Origin of the sequence: Amycolatopsis sp. CA-230715, from assembly GCF_018736145.1 — a bacterium.
Classification (GTDB): domain Bacteria; phylum Actinomycetota; class Actinomycetes; order Mycobacteriales; family Pseudonocardiaceae; genus Amycolatopsis.
Genome location: NZ_CP059997.1, coordinates 385,223 through 404,146, shown reverse-complemented (window position 1 = coordinate 404,146; position 18,924 = coordinate 385,223). Strand labels below are relative to the sequence as shown.

Below are 18,924 nucleotides of genomic sequence, written 5' to 3'. Positions count from 1 at the left end.
ACCTGCAGGCCATGGAGTGCGTGAGGTGATCTGATGTCGTTGACCCCCGCTGACGTGCATAACGTCGCGTTCAGCAAGCCGCCTATTGGCAAGAGGGGCTACAACGAGGACGAGGTGGACGCGTTCCTCGACCTGGTGGAAACCGAGCTGGCGCGGCTGATCGAAGACAACAACGAGCTTCGGCAGCAGGTAGAGCAGCTCGACTCCGAGCTGGAGTCCACCCGCGGCGAGCTCGAGACCGCGAAGGCGAGCGCCGGTTCCGTCGGCGCGCCGCCGCCGCAACAGGTGCGTGAGGAGCCGAGAAGGCTCGCACCGGTGCCGCCGCCGACCGCGATGGAGCAGACCCAGGCGCACGGCGGCATGACCGACGCCAACGGCGAGCCCAACGTCCAGGCGGCGAAGGTGCTCGGCCTGGCGCAGGAGATGGCCGACCGGCTGACCGCCGAGGCCAAGACCGAGTCCGACGGCATGCTCGCCGAGGCGCGGACGAAGTCCGAGCAGCTGCTCTCCGACGCGCGGTCGAAGTCGGACTCGATGGTGAACGAGGCCCGCACCCGCGCCGAGACGATGCTCAACGACGCGCGGACCAGGGCGGACACCTTGGAGCGCCAGGCGCGCGAAAAGGCGACCGCGATGGATCGCGAGGCGCAGCGCAAGTACACCGAGACGATGAACAACCTCAACAACGAGAAGAGCGGGCTGGACAAGGAACTGGAGACTCTGCGCACGATCGAGCGCGAGTACCGGACGCGCTTGCGCGGGTTCCTCGAGTCCCAGCTGCGCGAGCTCGACAACCGGGGTTCCGCGGCACCCACCTCGGCTTCGGCCGGGTCCGGCAAGTCCGGGGGCAGCGGCTCGTCGGGCAACCAGGGCTACTCGTTCGGTCCGCGCGCGGAAGCGGGCTGACCGGCCGCCTGATACTGGCTGTCCGGATACACGCGGAAACGGTTCCGACACTCCGAGTTGGAGGGTCGGAGCCGTTTTCGCGTCCGGTTCGTGTTGTAATTCAGCGTGCTCTACATCGTCCTCCTCTTCATCCTGGCCGCGCTCGGACTGCTGGTGGCGGCGCTGATCACGGCGACCTCCCTGTGGGCCTGGATCTCGCTCGGCGTGTCGGCCGTCGCGCTCGCGCTCCTCGGCGTGGATCGGATCCGTCGCCGCGCCCGTGCCAAGCAGGCGGCCGCCGCCGAAGACGGCGGTGACGACGATCTCGAAGGCGCGGAAGACGAGAGCGTCAGCGGTGAACTGCCGAGCGAGGACGAGTCCGAGGGCGCCGATCAGACCGCCCTCCTCCCCGCTGCGGGTGAACTCGAATCGGCGAAAGAAAGCGACGCCGAAGAGGAGTCCGCGGCCGAGGACGGCGGCGCGACCCAGGTGACGGAGAGTGGTGACCCGGCGGAGGAGCAGACCGACGCCGCGGATCTGCTCGTGGTGTCGGAGCTCGAGACCGAGGTCGTGGTGGTCGACGAGTTCCCGCGCTACCACCTGACCGACTGCCGCTGGCTCGCCGACCGCGACACCATCCCGATCGCGGTCAAGGAGGCGCGGGACCTCGGGTTCACCCCGTGCGCCCGGTGCACCCCGGACTCGAAGCTCGCGGCCGAGCACCGCAAGGCCGCGAAGGCTTCGAAGTCGGAAGACTAGAGTCCGCCCATCTTCACCGGGAACTTCTGGATCGTCGCGATCGTGGTGTCCGGATCCTCGGGGAGGATCAGGTCCACCGGGTTCTGCAGCTGGTAGAGATCGCCCCTCGGCGGGAACTGGGTGATCTTCCCGATCAGGACCGCCGGATCCTTCGTGGTGAGTACCAGCGGCTCGTCGAGCCGGTTCGCGGGCACTCCCGCGGCGCGAAGGGCGTCCGGCTGGTCGATGGTCATGGTGAAGCTCAGCACCATGATCTGCTCGTAGCGGGGCGGGAAGCGCTGGGTCAGCTTCAGCAGGCTCTTCGGGTCGACGTCAACGTCGTTCTGCTCGATCGTGATGGTGCCGCCCTGGCGAGCGTCGCCACCGGGTATCTCGGCGCTCATCCTGAACCCGACCACCCGCAACCGCACCGAGTTGATCGGATCGTCCGGGTTGACGTCGACGCGAACCTTGATACCGCCGCGGAAGTCCACGCTCACCAGAGCGGTCCTGATCTGCAACGGGGTGTTGATCGCGAGGCCGCTCATCGGGATCTCGGCGCCGATCGGCGGGAGCCCCGTCTGGGACACGGCCATGGCCTCCGAGCCGCCGAACAGCGCGCCCGCGGCGACTCCGGTGACACCGAGCGCCGCCGTGGCGGCGGCGCCCTTGAGGAAGTTCCTGCGATCCGAGCCGGGCATGGGGTCCTCCACAACGGGTGTCGGGTGTGCTTCCGCCTTCGAACCTAGGAGCGCGCTTTGCCTTGCGGCAGAGGACAAACCCAGGTCCACCGGGTCAGGTAACCGCCCCGCTGACGGATCGTCACCGATCGCCTACGAAAGTGCCGACCGGCCATCACCCTGCCCGCGATCGGACGCCCCTGCCGCGGGCACGCACAGTGCTCGTCAGCTCAGTTCGACGCCGAGCAGGTCCTTGAACCGGCGCGCGCCGTCCTCCGTGACGCGTAGCGCGCGGTGGCCTTCCTGCCTGCGCTGGACCCAGCCCGCGTGCCGGACGGCGTCGGCGAGCGCGGCGCCGAGGCCGCCGGCCAGGTGGTGGCGTTGTTCGGACCAGTCGAGGCAGAACTTCAGCGGCGGCCGTCGGGCGGCGGTGACTTCGTCCACGTCGACGCCGAGCTTGGCGAACACGGGGCGGGCTTCGGGGCCGAGTGCGTACGGATGTCCTTGCAGGGGCGAGGAAATCCGGTCGCCGTCCCGCCGGACCGTGGTCGGGACGCCGTCGAGCGAAACCAGTGCGCCGCGGTCGAGAAGGGCGGTGGTGACGGCGACCCCGAGCCGTCCGGCGAGGTGGTCGTAGCAAGTGCGGGCGCGTCGTAGCGCTTCCGCCCGCGTGCCCGCCTTCAGGGATCGCACCGGTTCGGTCACCGGCGAAAAGCTCGCCAGCGACTCGATCAGCTCCGCCACGCGGGGGCCGGAGAGCCGGTAGAACCGGTGCCGCCCGGACTTTTCGGCGGTGACCAGCCCGGCATCGCGCAGCTTCGCAAGGTGCGAACTGACGCCCTGCGCGCTCAACCCCGCCTCCATGGCGAGTACCGACGCGGCGAGCGAGCGCCCGTCGGTCAGTGCCATCAGCACGCGGACGCGCGCGGGGTCGGCGAACAGGGACGCGGTCCGCGCGACGTCCACGTCCCCGCCGGTGCGTTTCGTGGCCATGACCCCATGGTGCCGCATCCACACTTCCGTCCCGGTGGAAGTGTTTCCGCGGTTCGCTGGCGGCATGCGGACGATGACGAGGACCGGGCGGGGCGCGGTCCTGCTGACGATGTGCGCGGGCATGTTCCTGGTCCAGCTCGACGTGACGGTGGTGAACGTCGCGCTGCCGACGATCGGGGCGCGGCTGGGCGCGGGAGTGGCGCAGCTGCAATGGATCGTGGACGCCTACGCCGTGGTGCTGGCCGCGCTGCTGCTCACCGGCGGCGCGCTCGGCGACTCGCTCGGGCACCGGCGTGTGGTGATCGCGGGTTTCGCCGTGTTCGGTGCCGCTTCGGCGGGGTGCGCGCTCGCCGCGGGCACCGGTCAGCTCATCGGATTCCGTGTCCTGCAAGGGATCGGGGCCGCGTTGCTGCTGCCCGGCACGCTCGCGGTGATCACCGACGCCTACCCGGAACGCCGGGAGCAGGCTCGGGCGCTGGGCATCTGGGCCGGGGTTTCGGCGCTCGCGCTCGCGGGCGGCCCGCTGTTCGGCGGGGCGGTCGTCGCCGCGGTGGGGTGGCGGTGGCTGTTCTGGCTAAACGTGCCGCTGGTCGCCGCGGCGATCGCGCTGTCGCTGCGGCTCGTGCCCGCGGGCGCGCGCGAGGACCGGCCCGTCGACTGGGCGGGCGCCGCGACGGGCGCGGTGTGCCTGGCTTCCCTCGTCTACGCCGTGATCGACGGCGGCACGAACGGGATCGGCGCCGGGGCGCTCGCGGTGGTGGCCGGGATCGCGTTCGCGTTCTCCCAGCGGCGCGGCGCGCACCCGATGGTGCCGGTCGAGCTACGCGGCTCCGCGTCGTTCCTCGGTGCGAATCTGGTCGCGGGCGCGATGAACCTCGTCGGCCTCGGCACGATCCTGGTCGCCACGCTGTACCTGCAGGACGTGCTCGGCGCTGGCCCGCTCGGCTCCGCCGTGCGCATGCTGCCGCTGTTCGCGCCGCTGGCACTGCTGGCGCCGGTTACCGGGAGGCTGACCGCGCGCTACGGGCCGAGGACGCCGATCGTCGCCGGGCTGGCGCTCGGCGCGCTCGGCATGCTGAACCTGCTGCGCGTGGGCCCCGGCAGCGGCTACCTGACGCTCCTGCCGACGCTGGCGGCGCTCGGCGCCGGAATGGGCCTGCTGACCGCCGCGGTCGTCTCGGCGGCGGTCAGCGGGGCACCGGCGGGCTACGGCGGCGTGGCCAGCGGCGTGAACAACACCGCGCGACAGGCCGCGGGCGCGATCGGCGTCGCGCTTTTCGGCGCGCTGGCGGGAGAACCGCGCGACGCCGCCGAGTTCACCGGCGGGCTGCACGCGATCGGGGTGACCGCCGCGGCGCTGTGGCTGGCCGCGATCGCGGTCACGGTGGCGACGATCCGGCCAGCGCCGCGCCCGCTTCGTGCAGGCGCAGCGCGTCCGAGGTGAGGGTGTCGAGCAGGAGCCGCCGTTCGTCGCCGAGCGATTCCGGGTCGAAACCGGTGAGCCGTTCGAAATCGGGTTCCGCGCCGACGGTGAGCGCCTGGACGATTTCGCCGACCGGCTCGGCCATCGGCGCGGCCTGGTCGCGGCCCAGCACGAGCGCGGCGGCGGCCCCGGAGAGCCCGCGCAGGCTTTCGTCGGCGTCCTCGACCGCTTGCCGTTGCGCCGGTACCGGTTCCGCGCTGCCCGGTTCGGGGGTGACCAGTTCCTGCCTCGCCCTGGCCGCTTCGGCGAAGCGCAGCGCGAGCTCGTGCTGGCCGACTTCGTCGCCGCGCAGCGCCGAGGCGGCCGCCGCGAGCATGTCCCGTGCGGCGGCGACGGCGCGCTCGTACCGTTCGGCCACCGACGGCTTGCGCACGCCGGGGATCGCGGCGAACCCGAACAGCAGCCCGATCACCGCGGCCAGCAGGATGAGCAGCACGTACTCCACGAGCACCTCGCCGGGGTCGAGATGCCGCGTGCCCGCGTTGACGCCGACGCTCATCAGCACCATGCACCCGTTGAACACCACGGGTTCGCTCCGCATCACCGTGAACCCGCCGAGCACCGCGACGAGGGCGATCGGCAGCAGCGCGGCGGGCGGCAGGAGCCAGATCACGAGCACCACGACCACGGCGCCCGCCATCGCGCCCGCGATCCGCTGCTTCGCCTTTTCGACGCTGTCGCGCCATTCCGGCTGCATCACCGCGAACGTGCCCATCAGGAACGCCACCGTGAGCGGGTCGCCCGGCCGGAACCCGGCCAGCACGAGCGCGAGCAGCATGCCCAGCGCGCAGCGCACCGCGTGCCGCAGCTGGGCGGACCGCCAGGACAGCGCGCCGCGCAGTTCGCTGCCGAGCACCTGGCGCCGCAACGACTTCGGAACGTCCACACGCGACCGGTCACGGGTGGCCTCGGCGTCGCGGACCGCGTCGAGCGCCGACCACATCGCGCCGGTGAGACCGGCGCCGCCGCCCGCTTTGTCCACTGAGGACGATTCTTTCGCGCGCACGGCGGTGGCGAGCGCTTCGGCGTGCTCGCCCGCCTTCTCCAACTCGGCGGTGACCGCTTTCGCGGCCGCGTCGTCGAGCGTGCGTAGCCGCACCGCGAGGATCGCCCGTGCGGTGCGGTACCGCATCGAGGCGCCGAGGACGCGCGCGGTCCACCGTTCCGGGCGGTCGGCGAGCCAGGTCCTGGCCGCCTTCTCGGGTGTCTCGACGTTCTCGGCGGTGAGCGTGTCCGCGAGGGCCGCTCTCGTCGCCTTCCCCGGATCGGAGAGCCCGATCAGGATCCGCAGCACGAACACCACCGCGACGGCCAGCGCGGGTGCGCCGATGATCTGGCCCGCGCTCGCCCCGCCGCTGATCTGGAACCCGTAGCCGAACAGCGAGGCCATGCCGAGCCCGAGCCCGACCGTGACGTACCGCGAGCCGAGCGCGGGCAGCAGCCCCGCGACGAACACCACCACGGTCACCAGCGCGATCGCCGCGGCGGGCGAGACCGCGCCCAGCAGCCGCGGCACGCCCACCGCGACGACCAGCGCGGGCGCGAACACCGCCAGCAGCCGCAGATCCGCCCGCAGCGGCCCGCCGAGCGCGGCGATGAGGCAGAACAGCGCGGTGAGCGCGGCCAGCACGGCGGCGTTGCCGAGCCCTACGACCGTGCCGAGGCCCGCCGTGCCCCCGACGATGACGAGCAGCACCACCAGCATTCCGGGCCCCTTCATGGGCGTCACCCTAGAGCCGGGCACGCCATGCCACCCTTCGAGGAGGCGGGCCGCGTGGAAAACGCCTCGACCGGCGGGTTAACCTGGAAGAGCACAGGCGTTGATCCGGCCATCACCGGGGAGCCGCCGGAAGAACGGGACGGGCGTCCCCAGTAGACCCGGCCGGGTGCGGCCCGTGACAGCCGTGAAAAGGAAGTGGCCCGCGCGAGCAGCGTGCGCGGGCAAGCGGGGTGGTACCGCGGAACGCGCGAGCGTCTTCGTCCCCGTGTGGCTCGCCGGCGCAGTGCCGCCGAGCCGTACGAGAGCGACGAACACGCGAGGAGCGCGCAGGATGTACCCCAAGTCCCACGACGGCCAGGTCCCGTCGCAGCCGTCCTTCCCGGACCTGGAAAAGGACGTGCTGGCGCACTGGGAGTCCGATCGCACGTTCCAGGCCACGATCGACGCCCGCGACGCGGGCACCGACGGATCGAACGAGTACGTGTTCTACGACGGCCCGCCGTTCGCCAACGGCCTGCCGCACTACGGGCACCTGCTCACCGGGTACGTCAAGGACATCGTCCCGCGCTACCAGACGATGAAGGGCAAGCGCGTCGACCGGCGCTTCGGCTGGGACACCCATGGCCTGCCCGCCGAGCTGGAGGCGATGCGGCAGCTCGGGATCACCGAGACCGCCGAGATCGACGCGATGGGCATCGACAAGTTCAACGAGGCCTGCCGCGAGTCCGTGCTGCGCTACACCGGCGAGTGGCAGGCCTACGTCACCAGGCAGGCGCGCTGGGTCGACTTCGAGAACGACTACAAGACGCTCGACGTCACCTTCATGGAGTCGGTGCTGTGGGCGTTCAAACGCTTGTGGGACAAGGGACTTGTCTACGAGGGCTACCGCGTCCTGCCGTACTGCTGGCGCGACGAGACGCCACTGTCCAATCACGAGCTCCGGATGGACGACGACGTCTACGCGAGCCGCCAGGACCCGGCCGTCACGGTCGGATACCGCCTGGAGGGCAACGGGAACGACCTCGACGGCACCTACCTGCTGATCTGGACGACCACCCCGTGGACGCTGCCGTCGAACCTCGCGACCGCGGTGCACCCCGAGGTCGACTACGTCGTCGTGCGCTCGGAAGCACAGGGGGACAAGCGGTTCCTGCTCGCCGAGGCGCGGGTCGCCGCGTACGCCAAGGAACTCGGCGAGGAACCCGAGGTCGTCGCGCGCTACCGCGGCGCCGAGCTGCTCGGCACCCGCTACGCCCCGCCGTTCCCGTACTTCGTCGGCACGGAGAACGCGCACCGCGTGCTCGCCGCGGACTACGTCACCACCGAGGACGGCACCGGGGTCGTGCACATCGCGCCCGCCTACGGTGAAGAGGACAAGGTGGTCACCGACGCGGCCGGGATCACCCCGGTCACCCCGGTCGACTCCGGCGGCAAGTTCGACGCGACGGTGCCGGACTACGCGGGCCAGCTCGTCTTCGACGCGAACCCGAACATCATCCGCGATCTCAAGAACGGCACCGGTTCCGCCGCGAGCCAGGGCGCGCTGCTGCTGCGCCACGAGACCTACGAGCACCCGTACCCGCACTGCTGGCGCTGCCGCAACCCGCTGATCTACCGCGCGGTGTCGTCGTGGTTCGTCGCGGTCACCGAGTTCAAGGACCGGATGGTCGAGCTGAACCAGCAGATCACCTGGTACCCGGAGAACGTCAAGGACGGCCAGTTCGGCAAGTGGCTGGAGAACGCGCGCGACTGGTCGGTTTCGCGCAACCGCTACTGGGGCACGCCGATCCCGGTGTGGCAGTCGGACGACCCGGCGTACCCGCGCACCGACGTCTACGGCTCGCTCGACGAGCTGGAGCGCGATTTCGGGGTGCGGCTGGACAACCTGCACCGGCCGTTCATCGACGAGCTGACGCGGCCGAACCCCGACGACCCGACCGGGAAGTCGACCATGCGGCGGATCGAGGACGTGTTCGACGTCTGGTTCGACTCGGGCTCGATGCCCTACGCACAGGTGCACTACCCGTTCGAGAACGCCGAATGGTTCGAGCACCACTACCCGAGCGACTTCATCGTCGAGTACATCGGCCAGACCCGCGGCTGGTTCTACCTGCTGCACGTCCTGGCCACCGCGCTGTTCGACCGGCCCGCGTTCCGGACCTGCATCTCGCACGGCATCGTGCTCGGCTCGGACGGGCAGAAGATGTCCAAGTCGCTGCGGAACTACCCGGACGTCACCGAGGTGTTCGACCGCGACGGCTCGGACGCCATGCGGTGGTACCTGATGGCGAGCCCGATCCTGACCGGCGGCAACCTGGTCGTCACCGAGCGGGGCATCCGCGACGCGGTCCGCCAGGCCGTGCTGCCGCTGTGGAACTCGTACTACTTCCTCGCGCTCTACGCGAACGCCGAGGGCGTGGAAGGCAAGTGGCGCACGGATTCCACGCACGTACTGGACCGGTACGTGCTGGCGAAGACGCACGAACTGGTGACCGACGTCGAGTACGCGCTCGACACCTACGACATCGCGGGTGCCTGCCAGCTCGTCCGTGATTTTCTCGAGGTGCTGACGAACTGGTACGTGCGCCGCTCGCGCGACCGGTTCTGGGCCGGTGACGCGGACGCGATCGACACCCTGCACACCGTGCTGGAGGTGACCACGCGCGTGATGGCGCCGCTGCTGCCGCTGACCACGGAAACGGTGTGGCGCGGGCTGACCGGTGGCCGCTCGGTGCACCTAGAGGACTGGCCGAACGCGCTCGACCTGCCCGCCGACGCGGCGCTGGTGACCGCGATGGACCGGGTGCGGCAGGTGGCGTCGTCGGCGCTGTCGCTGCGCAAGGCGAACAAGCTGCGCGTGCGGCTGCCGCTCGCGCGCCTGCTCGTCGCCGCGGAGGACGCCGAGACGCTGCGCGAGTTCACCGACATCGTCCGCGACGAGGTGAACGTGAAATCCGTCGAGCTGACCACGGACGTGGCCGCGCACGGCGGGTTCGAGGTCGCGGTGAACGCGCGCGCCGCGGGGCCGAGGCTCGGCAAGGACGTGCAGAAGGTGATCAAGGCCGTCAAGGCGGGCGACTGGTCCACATCGGACACCGGCGCCGTGGTCGCGGCCGGGATCGAACTCGTCGAGGGCGAGTACGAGCGCAGGCTGGTCGCCAAGGATTCCGGTGCCGCGGCCGAGCTGCCGAACAGCTCGGGGCTCGTGCTGCTCGACACCGAGGTCACCGCCGAACTCGCCGACGAGGGCGTGGTGCGCGACCTGATCCGCGTCGTCCAGCAGGCCCGCCGTGACGCGGGGCTCGAAGTCGCCGACCGGATCCGGCTGACCGTCGACGCGCCGGACGAGGTCGTCGCCGCGACGAAGAAGCACGAGAAGTTCCTCGCCGACGAAACGCTCGCCGTCGAGGTGAGCTACGGCACGGTCGGTGAGAGCTCGTCGGGGACCGTCGGCGACGGCGTCAAGGTCACGGTCGGAGTCGTCAAGGCGTGAGCGCCGCCGGGACTCGATCACGAATCGGGATCGAGTCCCGGCGGTAACACCCTTCACCGCCCCGCGATGGGCAAGCTGGGCGGGACGAACCTGGGGGGGACAACGGTGAAACCTGGTGTGCGCAAGGCCGTGCTGTCGATCGGCGCGCTGGCGGTGGTGGGGATCGTGGCGGCCGCGGTGTTCGTGCTGCGCGGTGGTTCTTCGGAGAGCCCCGCGGCGGAGAACGCGGCGTCGTCGCAGGAGGATCCCGCCGGCACGGTGAGCCGGTTCCTGGACGCGCTGTCGGCGAAGAACCTGGACGCGGCGGCGGCGCTCACCGACGATCCCGCTGCCGCGAAGGCCGCCTTCGACGACGTGACGCGCGGCCTGGTCGTGACGAAGCTGGCGGCGAAGTTTGGGGACGCGGGGCCCACCGAAGGGGACAGGTCCCCTGCCCGGTACACGATGACGTGGACCCTCGGTGCCAACCGGGTCTGGACCTATCCCGCCGCGCTGGACCTGGTGCGCTCGGGGTCGCGCTGGGCGGTGCACTGGAGCCCGCACGTGCTGCACCCGAAACTGGAGGCGGGCCAGCACCTCGTGTTGCGCACGGGCGGCGCCGGGGACGCGGTACTGGACCGTGACGGGAAGCCGTTGCTGTCGTGGGGGCCGGTCGGCCCGCGTCCGGTGGAGCCCGCGATCGCACTCGAGCTGATGCCCGCGCTGATTCGGTACGCGGCGGGGCAGGCAGGGAACGGCTGGGCGGTCGCCAGGACCGACGGCGCGGGGAAGACGATCGACACGCTGTTCGGCAAGGAAGTCGACCGCAAGCCGCTGATCTCGACGTTGAGCACGGGCTTGCAGAAGGCGGCCGAGGCCGCGGTGGATACCACCGCCCAATCCGCGGTACTGGTGGCCTTGCAGCCCTCGACGGGGGATATCCTGGCGGTGGCGAGGAACAACGGGCAGCAGCACCTGAATCCGTTCACCGGGCTGTACGCGCCGGGCTCGACGTTCAAGATCGCGACCGCGACCGCCGCGCTGGAAAGCGGCACCGCCACCGCCGACACCGTGCTGGAGTGCCCCGGCACGATCCAGCTTGGCCAGCGCACGATCCCCAACGACAACAAGTTCGTGCTGCCGCCGGTGCCGTTGCATTCGGCGTTCGCGCATTCGTGCAACACCACCTTCGCCCAGCTCGCTTCGCAGCTTCCGCCGGACGCGCTGAAGAAGGCCGCCGACCAGTACGGGCTGAACGCGGACTTCGACGTGCCGGGGCTGCAGACCGAGGCGGGCAAGGTCGAGGCGACCGGGTCCGCGGCCGAGCAGGTGGAGGCCGGGATCGGCCAGGGCAAGGTGCTGGTCAGCCCCTTCGGCGGGGCGCTGATGGCGGCCACCGTGGCCGCCGGGAAAGCGGTCACCCCGAAGCTGTGGCACGGCGTGGACACCAAGGTCGGTGCCGGGTACGGCCCGCCGCCCGCGCCGGTGCTGGCGTCGGTGCGTGCGATGATGCGGGAGGTCGTCACCGCGGGCACGGCGACCGGGGCGAAGGGCGCCGGGACGGTGTTCGGCAAGACCGGGACCGCGCAGCTGCCCGACCCGTCGAAGGCCAACGGCTGGTTCGTCGGCTACCGCGGCGATCTCGCGTTCGCCGTCATGCTCGCCGCTTCGAACTCCTCGGCACCCGCCGTGACGCTCGCCACGAAATTCCTCAACGCCGCACCCTGAGCGTGTTTTCGTTCCCTCCCAACGGTTTCGCGGTTTTCCGGGTGCACCGGTCAGCGGCGACGGGCCCCACATCTATTGTGGAGACCCACGGGTGGGGCGGAAGGAGGCGGGGATGGACCAGCTTCCGGTCATTCTCGGCACCGGCGCGGCGGTGCTGCTCGCGTCGGTGATCGCGGTCAGGGTGTCGATCCGGCTCGGCCTGCCGTCCTTGCTGCTGTACCTGGGAATCGGCGTCCTGATCGGGGAAGCCGGGTTCGGCGTCCGCTTCGACGACCCGACGCTGACGCAGTCGCTCGGGCTCGCCGCACTCGTGATGATCCTCACCGAGGGCGGCCTGACCACGCGGTGGTCTGCGGTGAAACCCGCGCTGGGCACCGGGATCGCACTGTCCACAGTGGCCGTTGTGGTGAGCGTCGCGGTCACCGGCGCCGCCCTGCACTGGTTGCTGGGGCTGGACTGGCGCATGGCCCTGCTGTGGGGATCCGTGCTCGCCTCGACGGACGCGGCCGCGGTGTTCTCCGTGCTGCGCACCGCGGGCATCGGCAAACGGCTCGTCGGCGCGCTCGAACTCGAGTCGGGGATGAACGACGCGCCGGTCTACATCGCGGTCGTGGTGCTCGCCGAGGGGACCACAGTGGACTGGACGCTGCCGCTGCTGGTGATCTACGAACTCGGCGCCGGGCTCGCGATCGGGCTCGGCTTCGGCTGGCTCGGCGCGTTCGCGCTGCGCAAGGCCGCGCTGCCCGCCACCGGCCTGTACCCGCTCGCGACGGTCGCGGTGTGCGTCCTCGCCTATTCGTCGGGGCAGTTCGCGCACGCGTCGGGACTGCTGGCGACCTACGTCGCCGGGGTGGTGCTGGGCAACTCGAAGCTGCCGCACCGCTCGGACACGCTCTCCTTCGCCGAGGGGCTCGGCTGGCTCGCGCAGATCGGGTTGTTCGTCCTGCTCGGGTTGTACGCGTCGCCGGAACGGCTGCTGGAGGCGCTCGTGCCCGGCCTCGTCGCCGGGGGAGTGCTGCTCCTGCTCGCGAGGCCGTTGTCCGTGCTCTGTTCGGCGCTGCCGTTCCGGGTCCCGTGGCGCGACCAGATTTTCCTGTCGTGGGCCGGTTTGCGGGGCGCGGTGCCGATCGTGCTCGCGCTGATCCCGCTCGCCGAAGGGGTGCCCGGCGCGCAGCGGCTGGTGGACGCCGTGTTCGTGCTCGTCATCGTGCTGACCGTGCTGCAGGGCACCACCCTCGCGCCGCTGGCGAAGCTGCTGGGGCTCAGCGAGAAGGGCGGGCCGACCGAGCTGGAGGTCGACGCCGCGCCGCTGGACGAGCTGGGCGCCGAGCTGCTGCAGGTGCGGATCCAGCCGGGTTCGCGGATGCACGGCGTGTACCTGTCGGAGCTGAGGCTGCCGGCCGGGGCCACGGTGAGCCTGGTGGTCCGGGACGGCGCCGGGTTCACGCCGCAGAAGACGAGCCGGTTGCAGGAGCGCGACCAGTTGCTCGTGGTGACCACGGAGAAGGCGCGCGACGCCGCGGAACGGCGCATCAGGGCCGTCGACAGGGCGGGCAGGCTGGCCCGCTGGCGCGGCGAATCCGGCAGATAGCGCGAAACCCGCCAGAGTGGTGGACAATTTCATTCTTTTATATTCCCTTGTTGGCCTGTTCGGGTTAATGTTCGCCGACTTTTGCCGACCTCGACGACTTCACAAGCGCTCGCTGGGGTGAAGTCCGGGCCTTAGGGAGAACAGAGAGTGACGAAAACCTCGTCTCGTCTTGGGTACGCCGGTGCCGCCGTGCTGGCCGGTGTCCTGCTCGTCTCGCCGACCGCGATCAGCACCGCCAGCGCCGACGACGGCTTCCCGGCGTTCGGCCTGCCGTTCGCGGCCGGGCAGAAGACCGGGTCCGCCGGCATCCACTCGGACGACGGCGGCAGCGGCGTCAAGAACGCGATCGACTTCAACCCCGACGACTCGACCGTGCGCGCGCCGCTCGGCGGCACCGTGCACCTCCAGCACTGCTCCGGCGGCGACTGGGTGACGATCGACCACGTGAACGGCTGGCGCACCGGCTACTACCACATGGAAGGCATCAAGGTCGCCGACGGCCAGCAGGTCGAGCCGGGCACCGTGCTCGGCTCGATCGGCAACGCGCTGCCGTGCGGCGGGCACACCACCGGCGCGCACGTGCACTTCACGCTGTGGACGCTCGGTGGTGCGGCGGCGCTGTCGAACGCGGCGGGCCCGATCCCGAGCGGTAACTGGGACAACGTCTCCTACGACCGCCTGTCCACCGAGGTGGCCAACGACGTCGGCGTCGCGGTGGACGGCCACACCTTCGGTGGCTGGCTCTTCAAGGCCGAGGCGGAGCAGTACAAGGGCACCGCGACCAACGTCAAGACGAACGAGGTCGTGCAGCTGCCCGGGTACTTCCGCTACGACGGCTGATCCTCCCGGCCCGGCCTGGTCCGTGTGAGCGCGGTCTCAACCCGTGGAAGATCGCTCGCGCGGACCCTGCCGGTTCGGCTATGGTCTCCGGCAGGTCACGAGTGCCAGCGCGAAGCCCCGGCTTGCTGGCCGGCAACCCTCCAACCGCGGTGGGGTGCCCCGGGTGAGGACCTGGCTCGTCGCGAGGTGCGACGGGCAAGCGCGGGCCCTCCAGCGGGTCCCTGACCCGAGGAGGCCTCCGATGACTCTCGCACTCGACCGCACCGCCGTTCCCGCCGAAACCGCCACGCCGCTTCCCGCCGTGGCCGGTGCGCGACTGCGGGTCCCGTTGGTCACCGGTGACGAGATCGGGTACGCGAACCTCGACCACGCGGCGAGCGCGCCGTGTCTCGACGCCGTCCGCGACGCCGTCGACGAGTTCCTTCCCTGGTACGCCAGCGTGCACCGCGGCGCCGGGTTCGCGTCGCAGGTTTCCACGAAGCTGTACGAGCGCACGCGGGACATCGTCCGGCGCTTCACCGGCGCCCGCGCCGGCGACACCGTGATCTTCACCAGGAACACCACCGATTCCTTCAACCTGCTCGCCCGCGCGGTTCCGAAGAACACCTCGGTGGTCGTGTTCGACAGCGAGCACCACGCGGCACTGCTCCCGTGGCGGGGCCCGAACGTGCACCGGATCCCGTTGCCCGCCACCAGGCTCGCCGCGGTGTCCGCTGTGGACAGTGCGCTCGCCGCGTGCGCGGAGGGCCCGAGGCTGGTGGTGCTCACCGGCGCGTCGAACGTGACCGGCGAGGTGCTCCCGGTCGCGGAGATCGCCGCCGTGGCGCGTCGCCGCGGGGCACGGATCGCGCTCGACGCGGCGCAGCTTTCCCCGCACCGCAGGGTTTCCCTTCGTGAGTCCGATGTGGACTACGTGGTGTTCTCCGGGCACAAGCTGTACGCGCCGTTCGGGGCCGGTGTGCTCGTCGGGCGGGCGGACTGGCTGCGGGCCGCTCAGCCGTACCTCGCGGGCGGCGGTGCGAGCAAGGCGGTTTCCCGTACTGGCGAGGAAATCGGTGTCGTCTGGAACCAGGGGCCGGAGCGGCACGAGGCCGGGTCGCCGAACACCGTCGGCGTGTACGCGCTCGGCGTCGCCTGCGAACAACTCGCGGCGAACCGCGAGGCGCTCGAAGCGCACGAGCACGTGCTGCTGGAGAAGCTGCGGCGCGGGTTCCAGTCGGTGCCGGGCTTGGCGGAGCTGCGGCTTTTCGAAGACGCGGGTGACCGGGTCGGCACGGTGAGCTTCGTGCTCGACGGGTTCGAACCCGGCTGGCTCGCTGCGGTGCTCTCGGCGGAGTACGGCATCGGCGTCCGCGACGGCGCTTTCTGCGCCCACATCGCCACGCGCGGGCTCATCGCGCGCACCGGTGTCGACGCCAAGCAGGCCGTGCGGGTGAGCATCGGCCTCGGCACCACGGAGGAGCACATCGACCGGCTGCTGCTCGCGCTGCGCCAGATCGTGGCACGGGGTGCGCGCTGGTCCTACGCGGTCGTCGAAGGTCGCTGGGCCCCGACCCCGGATCCGCGCGCGCTGCCCTCGTTCCTGCGCGACTGACGGACCACTACGCTGGCCCCCGTTTCCCTTGGGGGTGAAATGAAAGCGCTGATCCACGGGCGGTACCCGTACTGGTTCCCGCTCGCCGCACTCGGGCTCGCGATGTTCGTGACCGGCGTGCTGCCCGCACCGGTCGCGGAACCGGGCCTGCTGGTGCCGCTGTACGAACCGTCGTCCGAGCGGACCGCGGTCGCGGTAGCGGTCGGACCCGCGGCGCCACCGTTCCACTGGTCGTACGCGCTGGGTGTGGCTTTCCTGCTGACGGTCCTGTTCTTCGTGCTGCGCGCCCGTGGCTTCGGGAAGCCGGTCCGGGCCAGGACGACGGTCGCGGTCACGGCGGGTGGAGTGCTGGGGATCGCGGTGGCCGCCGCGTTCGCCGAGATGGCCGGGTCCGGCAGGGGCGCGGCGATGGTGGCGAACCTGTGCGGGCCGCTCGCGCTGGTGGGGCTGTGCGCGCTGGTGGTCGGCTACTTCGGCAGCGGGCGGCGATGGCTGACGATGCTGGGTGTCGTGCTGGCGGCCGTCGGTGGTTACGGAGCGCTCGTGGCGGCGCGGCCGCAGCTCGGTCCCGCCGGGCTGATCTGCCTCGGCTTGCTGGTGCTCGCCGTGCTCGAACGCTCCCTGGTGCTCGCCGGGTTCGCGGTGGCGTTCCTGCTGTTCGCGACGATCCTGCCGGAGGACACCGGTGTGGTGGACCCGGCCGCGATCGTGCTGGTCGTCGCCGGGCTGGTGGCGCTGGTCGCCGGGCGTCGCCCGCCAGAGCCGGTCACCGGTGGCGACTGAACCCGCGCGGGCGCGTGCGTGGACAATGGGCCGGTGAGCACCGAACAGACCTCCGGTCCGGACATGGCCGAAGCCGAGCCGGACATCCCCGCCACCCAGCCGAAGCGGCGCGTCGCGCTGGTGGCCGCGGTCGCCGTCGCGGCGCTCGCCGCCGACGTGCTGACCAAGGTGCTCGCGCTGTCTGCGTGGGAGGGCAGGGAGCCGGTGCGCGCGCTCGGCGGGCTGGTGTACTTCCAGATCGTGCGCAACCCCGGCGCCGCGTTCTCGCTCGCCACCGGGATGACCTGGATCCTCGCGATCGGGGCCGTGGTGGTCGCGGGCGCGATCATCTGGCTCTCGCGGCGCCTGCGGTCCGCCGGCTGGGCGATCGGGCTCGGCCTGGTGCTCGCCGGAGCGCTCGGCAATCTCACCGACCGGCTCTTCCGCGCGCCGGGGCCGTTGCAGGGCCACGTCATCGACTTCATCTCGCTCTTCTCGCCCAACGGCGAGACGTGGCCGGTGTTCAACGTCGCCGACTCGTGCATCTGCGTCGGCGCGGCGCTCATCGTGGTGCTTTCGTTGCGGGGCAAGGATTACGACGGCACCTCGTCGCGGAGCAGGAAGGCGGCGAAGGCGTGAGCGCGCGGATGCTGCCGGTCCCCGACGGGCTCGACGGGATGCGCGTCGACGCGGGGCTGGCGAAGATGCTGGGGCTGTCCAGGACCGTGGTCGCCGAACTGGCCGAGACCGGGGAGGTGCTGCTCGACGGCCGCCAGGTCGGCAAGTCGGACCGGCTCACCGCGGGCGGGCTGCTCGAAGTGACCATGCCGGAACCGGAGAACAAGGTCGAGGTCGTCGCCGAACCGGTCGAGGGCATGCGGATCGTGCACGATGACGACGACATCGTGGTGGTCTCGAAACCCGTCGGCGTCGCCGTGCACCCGAGCCCCGGCTGGACCGGCCCGACCGTCGTCGGCGGACTCGCCGCGGCCGGGTTGCGGATCGCCACTTCCGGTGCCGCCGAACGGCAGGGCGTGGTGCACCGGCTCGACGCGGGCACCACCGGGGTGATGGTGGTCGCGAAGAGCGAGCACGCGTACACCGTGCTCAAGCGCGCGTTCAAGGAGCGCACCGTCGACAAGGGCTACCACGCCGTCGTGCAGGGCCACCCGGACCCGACGCGCGGCACCATCGACGCGCCGATCGACCGGCACCCCCGGCACGACTACAAGTTCGCCGTCGTCGCGGGCGGGCGCCCCAGCGTCACGCACTACGAGGTGGTGGAAGCGTTCCGCGCCGCCTCGCTGGCCGAGATCAAGCTCGAAACCGGCCGCACACACCAGATCCGCGTGCACTTCTCAGCGCTGAAGCACCCGTGCGTCGGCGATCTGACCTACGGCGCGGACCCGGTGCTGGCCAGGAAACTGGGCCTGTCCCGGCAATGGCTGCACGCGCGGACGCTCGGCTTCGCGCACCCCGCCGACGGGCGCTGGGTCCAGTTCGAAGCCGAGTACCCGGACGATCTCGCGAACGCGCTGAAGATCCTCCGCGACGAGAACTAGGCCAGTACGACGTCGATCGCGCGCCGGTACGCCCTGCTTGTCGCGGTGTCCCATGTGGACGCCACGTCGTGGGTGACGATGCGGTAGATCAGCGCGCGGACGAGCATCTGCCCCCACTCGGGCAGCCGCGCCCAGCGCGCGACGAGCGGTGGTCCGGCGCCGTACCAGCACAGCGCGTCGGCGACCGCGACCGCGTACGCCCACGACGTCGGCCGCCAGTAGGCGGGCCAGTCGATGACCGCGGGAGGCAGCCCGTCGGCGAACAGCACGTTGCCCGGCAGATCACCGTGGACCACCTGCGACGGCAGCTCGACCGGCCGCCGTACCTCCAACAGCGGTGTCAGCAGGGCCTTGGCCGCGGGGGAGGCTTGCACGGCGCGCTCCTCCCAGGCAACCCGGTCACCGTAGGACCACGGGTCGTCTCTTGTGTCCAAAAAGGATGGTCGTGGCAGGTCGGCGATCGCCGCGTGGAAGGCGATCCCGGCGCGCAGCACCTCGTCCTGTCGGTCCACATCGGACTCACCGGCGACCAGTTCGCTGGCCTCCCAGCCTTCCATCGCCCAGTCTCCGGTTGCCGCTTTGGCTGGTTTCGGAACCCGGAAATCGACCGATTCGGGTAGCGAAGCGAGCACCTCGGCACGCCACCGGGTCTCGGGCAGGAATTCGACCGGCTTGAAGGCGAGATCGCCGACCCGCCAGGTGCCGCCTTTGCCCCCAGCGAGGAGGACGGGGGTTCCGGTGGCACCAAAGGCGGCGATTACGGCATTCGAGGGAGCAGGCACGGTCAAGATCATATGTCGCGTTGCAACCTTGAAACAGTTGCTGCTTTCGGGCGGTTTCCAGCGCTTGGTGCTCGCAGCTGCACTGAGCATGGTG

15 protein-coding genes and 1 riboswitch are annotated in these 18,924 nt (G+C 71.0%); of the genes, 11 read left to right on the top strand and 4 right to left on the bottom strand.

From position 1 onward, the window contains the following. Positions 1-33 precede the first annotated feature (33 nt). Together wag31 and HUW46_RS01885 are read left to right on the top strand one after the other, a co-directional pair. On the top strand, positions 34-906 hold the full coding sequence (gene wag31 / locus HUW46_RS01890; protein ID WP_215545613.1) for a DivIVA-like cell division protein Wag31: 873 nt from the start codon (positions 34-36) through the stop codon (positions 904-906). A 105-nt stretch (positions 907-1,011) separates the two neighbouring features. Further along, positions 1,012-1,644: a hypothetical protein gene (locus tag HUW46_RS01885; RefSeq protein WP_215545612.1), complete on the top strand. Its 633-nt coding sequence runs from the start codon at positions 1,012-1,014 to the stop codon at positions 1,642-1,644. On the opposite strand, the gene HUW46_RS01880 is transcribed toward HUW46_RS01885, so the two are convergent. Further along, positions 1,641-2,324 (bottom strand): twin-arginine translocation signal domain-containing protein, encoded by a 684-nt coding sequence (locus HUW46_RS01880; protein WP_215545611.1) that lies wholly within the window; start codon positions 2,322-2,324, stop codon positions 1,641-1,643. The genes HUW46_RS01885 and HUW46_RS01880 overlap by 4 nt on opposite strands. A 204-nt stretch (positions 2,325-2,528) precedes the next feature. After that, positions 2,529-3,296 (bottom strand): ArsR/SmtB family transcription factor, encoded by a 768-nt coding sequence (locus HUW46_RS01875; RefSeq protein WP_215545610.1) that lies wholly within the window; start codon positions 3,294-3,296, stop codon positions 2,529-2,531. Positions 3,297-3,360: 64 nt separating this feature from the next. Between HUW46_RS01875 and HUW46_RS01870 the strand changes: the two genes are divergently transcribed. Beyond that, on the top strand, positions 3,361-4,740 hold the full coding sequence (locus HUW46_RS01870) for an MFS transporter (protein WP_254125710.1): 1,380 nt from the start codon (positions 3,361-3,363) through the stop codon (positions 4,738-4,740). On the opposite strand, the gene HUW46_RS01865 is transcribed toward HUW46_RS01870, so the two are convergent. Continuing rightward, the gene (locus tag HUW46_RS01865; RefSeq protein ID WP_215545609.1) at positions 4,676-6,499 is read right to left on the bottom strand and encodes an FUSC family protein; all 1,824 of its coding nucleotides are present in this window, start codon (positions 6,497-6,499) and stop codon (positions 4,676-4,678) included. The two genes, HUW46_RS01870 and HUW46_RS01865, sit on opposite strands and share 65 nt — an antisense overlap. A gap of 331 nt (positions 6,500-6,830) precedes the next feature. On the opposite strand from HUW46_RS01865, the gene ileS reads away from it, so the two are divergent. The 8 genes from ileS to HUW46_RS01825 all read left to right on the top strand — a co-directional run bounded on the left by ileS (position 6,831) and on the right by HUW46_RS01825 (position 18,048). After that, positions 6,831-9,992, top strand: coding sequence for an isoleucine--tRNA ligase (ileS, locus tag HUW46_RS01860; protein WP_215545608.1), 3,162 nt, complete (start codon positions 6,831-6,833; stop codon positions 9,990-9,992). A gap of 105 nt (positions 9,993-10,097) precedes the next feature. Continuing rightward, positions 10,098-11,699: a penicillin-binding transpeptidase domain-containing protein gene (locus HUW46_RS01855; protein WP_254125708.1), complete on the top strand. Its 1,602-nt coding sequence runs from the start codon at positions 10,098-10,100 to the stop codon at positions 11,697-11,699. 112 nt (positions 11,700-11,811) lie between these two features. Further along, positions 11,812-13,290, top strand: a complete 1,479-nt coding sequence (locus HUW46_RS01850; RefSeq protein WP_215545606.1) for a potassium/proton antiporter — start codon at positions 11,812-11,814, stop codon at positions 13,288-13,290. Positions 13,291-13,437: 147 nt separating this feature from the next. Then, entirely contained in the window at positions 13,438-14,130 is a 693-nt protein-coding gene (locus HUW46_RS01845; RefSeq protein WP_215545605.1) for a M23 family metallopeptidase, read from the top strand. Positions 14,131-14,223: 93 nt separating this feature from the next. Next, positions 14,224-14,338, top strand: a riboswitch (SAM riboswitch). A gap of 33 nt (positions 14,339-14,371) precedes the next feature. Continuing rightward, positions 14,372-15,724 carry an aminotransferase class V-fold PLP-dependent enzyme gene (locus HUW46_RS01840; protein ID WP_215545604.1) on the top strand — a complete coding sequence of 451 codons (1,353 nt, stop codon included), beginning with the start codon at positions 14,372-14,374 and terminating at the stop codon, positions 15,722-15,724. 39 nt (positions 15,725-15,763) lie between these two features. Beyond that, on the top strand, positions 15,764-16,507 hold the full coding sequence (locus HUW46_RS01835) for a hypothetical protein (protein ID WP_215545603.1): 744 nt from the start codon (positions 15,764-15,766) through the stop codon (positions 16,505-16,507). Positions 16,508-16,570: 63 nt separating this feature from the next. Then, positions 16,571-17,125: a signal peptidase II gene (gene lspA / locus HUW46_RS01830; RefSeq protein WP_216868381.1), complete on the top strand. Its 555-nt coding sequence runs from the start codon at positions 16,571-16,573 to the stop codon at positions 17,123-17,125. Further along, entirely contained in the window at positions 17,122-18,048 is a 927-nt protein-coding gene (locus tag HUW46_RS01825) for an RluA family pseudouridine synthase (RefSeq protein WP_215545601.1), read from the top strand. The genes lspA and HUW46_RS01825 overlap by 4 nt, the downstream gene beginning before the upstream one ends. Here HUW46_RS01825 and HUW46_RS01820 read toward each other — a convergent pair. Further along, positions 18,045-18,830 (bottom strand): TIGR02569 family protein, encoded by a 786-nt coding sequence (locus tag HUW46_RS01820; protein WP_254125706.1) that lies wholly within the window; start codon positions 18,828-18,830, stop codon positions 18,045-18,047. The two genes, HUW46_RS01825 and HUW46_RS01820, sit on opposite strands and share 4 nt — an antisense overlap. Between the last annotated feature and the right edge of the window lie 94 nt (positions 18,831-18,924).

Coding starts and splice junctions, on each gene's coding strand:
- HUW46_RS01850 (WP_215545606.1), top strand. CDS start 11,812: ATGGACCAGCTTCCGGTCATTCTCGGCACCGGCGCGGCGGTGCTGCTC.
- HUW46_RS01875 (WP_215545610.1), bottom strand. CDS start 3,296: ATGGCCACGAAACGCACCGGCGGGGACGTGGACGTCGCGCGGACCGCG.
- HUW46_RS01880 (WP_215545611.1), bottom strand. CDS start 2,324: ATGCCCGGCTCGGATCGCAGGAACTTCCTCAAGGGCGCCGCCGCCACG.
- HUW46_RS01840 (WP_215545604.1), top strand. CDS start 14,372: ATGACTCTCGCACTCGACCGCACCGCCGTTCCCGCCGAAACCGCCACG.
- ileS (WP_215545608.1), top strand. CDS start 6,831: ATGTACCCCAAGTCCCACGACGGCCAGGTCCCGTCGCAGCCGTCCTTC.
- lspA (WP_216868381.1), top strand. CDS start 16,571: ATGGCCGAAGCCGAGCCGGACATCCCCGCCACCCAGCCGAAGCGGCGC.
- wag31 (WP_215545613.1), top strand. CDS start 34: ATGTCGTTGACCCCCGCTGACGTGCATAACGTCGCGTTCAGCAAGCCG.
- HUW46_RS01835 (WP_215545603.1), top strand. CDS start 15,764: ATGAAAGCGCTGATCCACGGGCGGTACCCGTACTGGTTCCCGCTCGCC.
- HUW46_RS01870 (WP_254125710.1), top strand. CDS start 3,361: ATGCGGACGATGACGAGGACCGGGCGGGGCGCGGTCCTGCTGACGATG.
- HUW46_RS01865 (WP_215545609.1), bottom strand. CDS start 6,499: ATGAAGGGGCCCGGAATGCTGGTGGTGCTGCTCGTCATCGTCGGGGGC.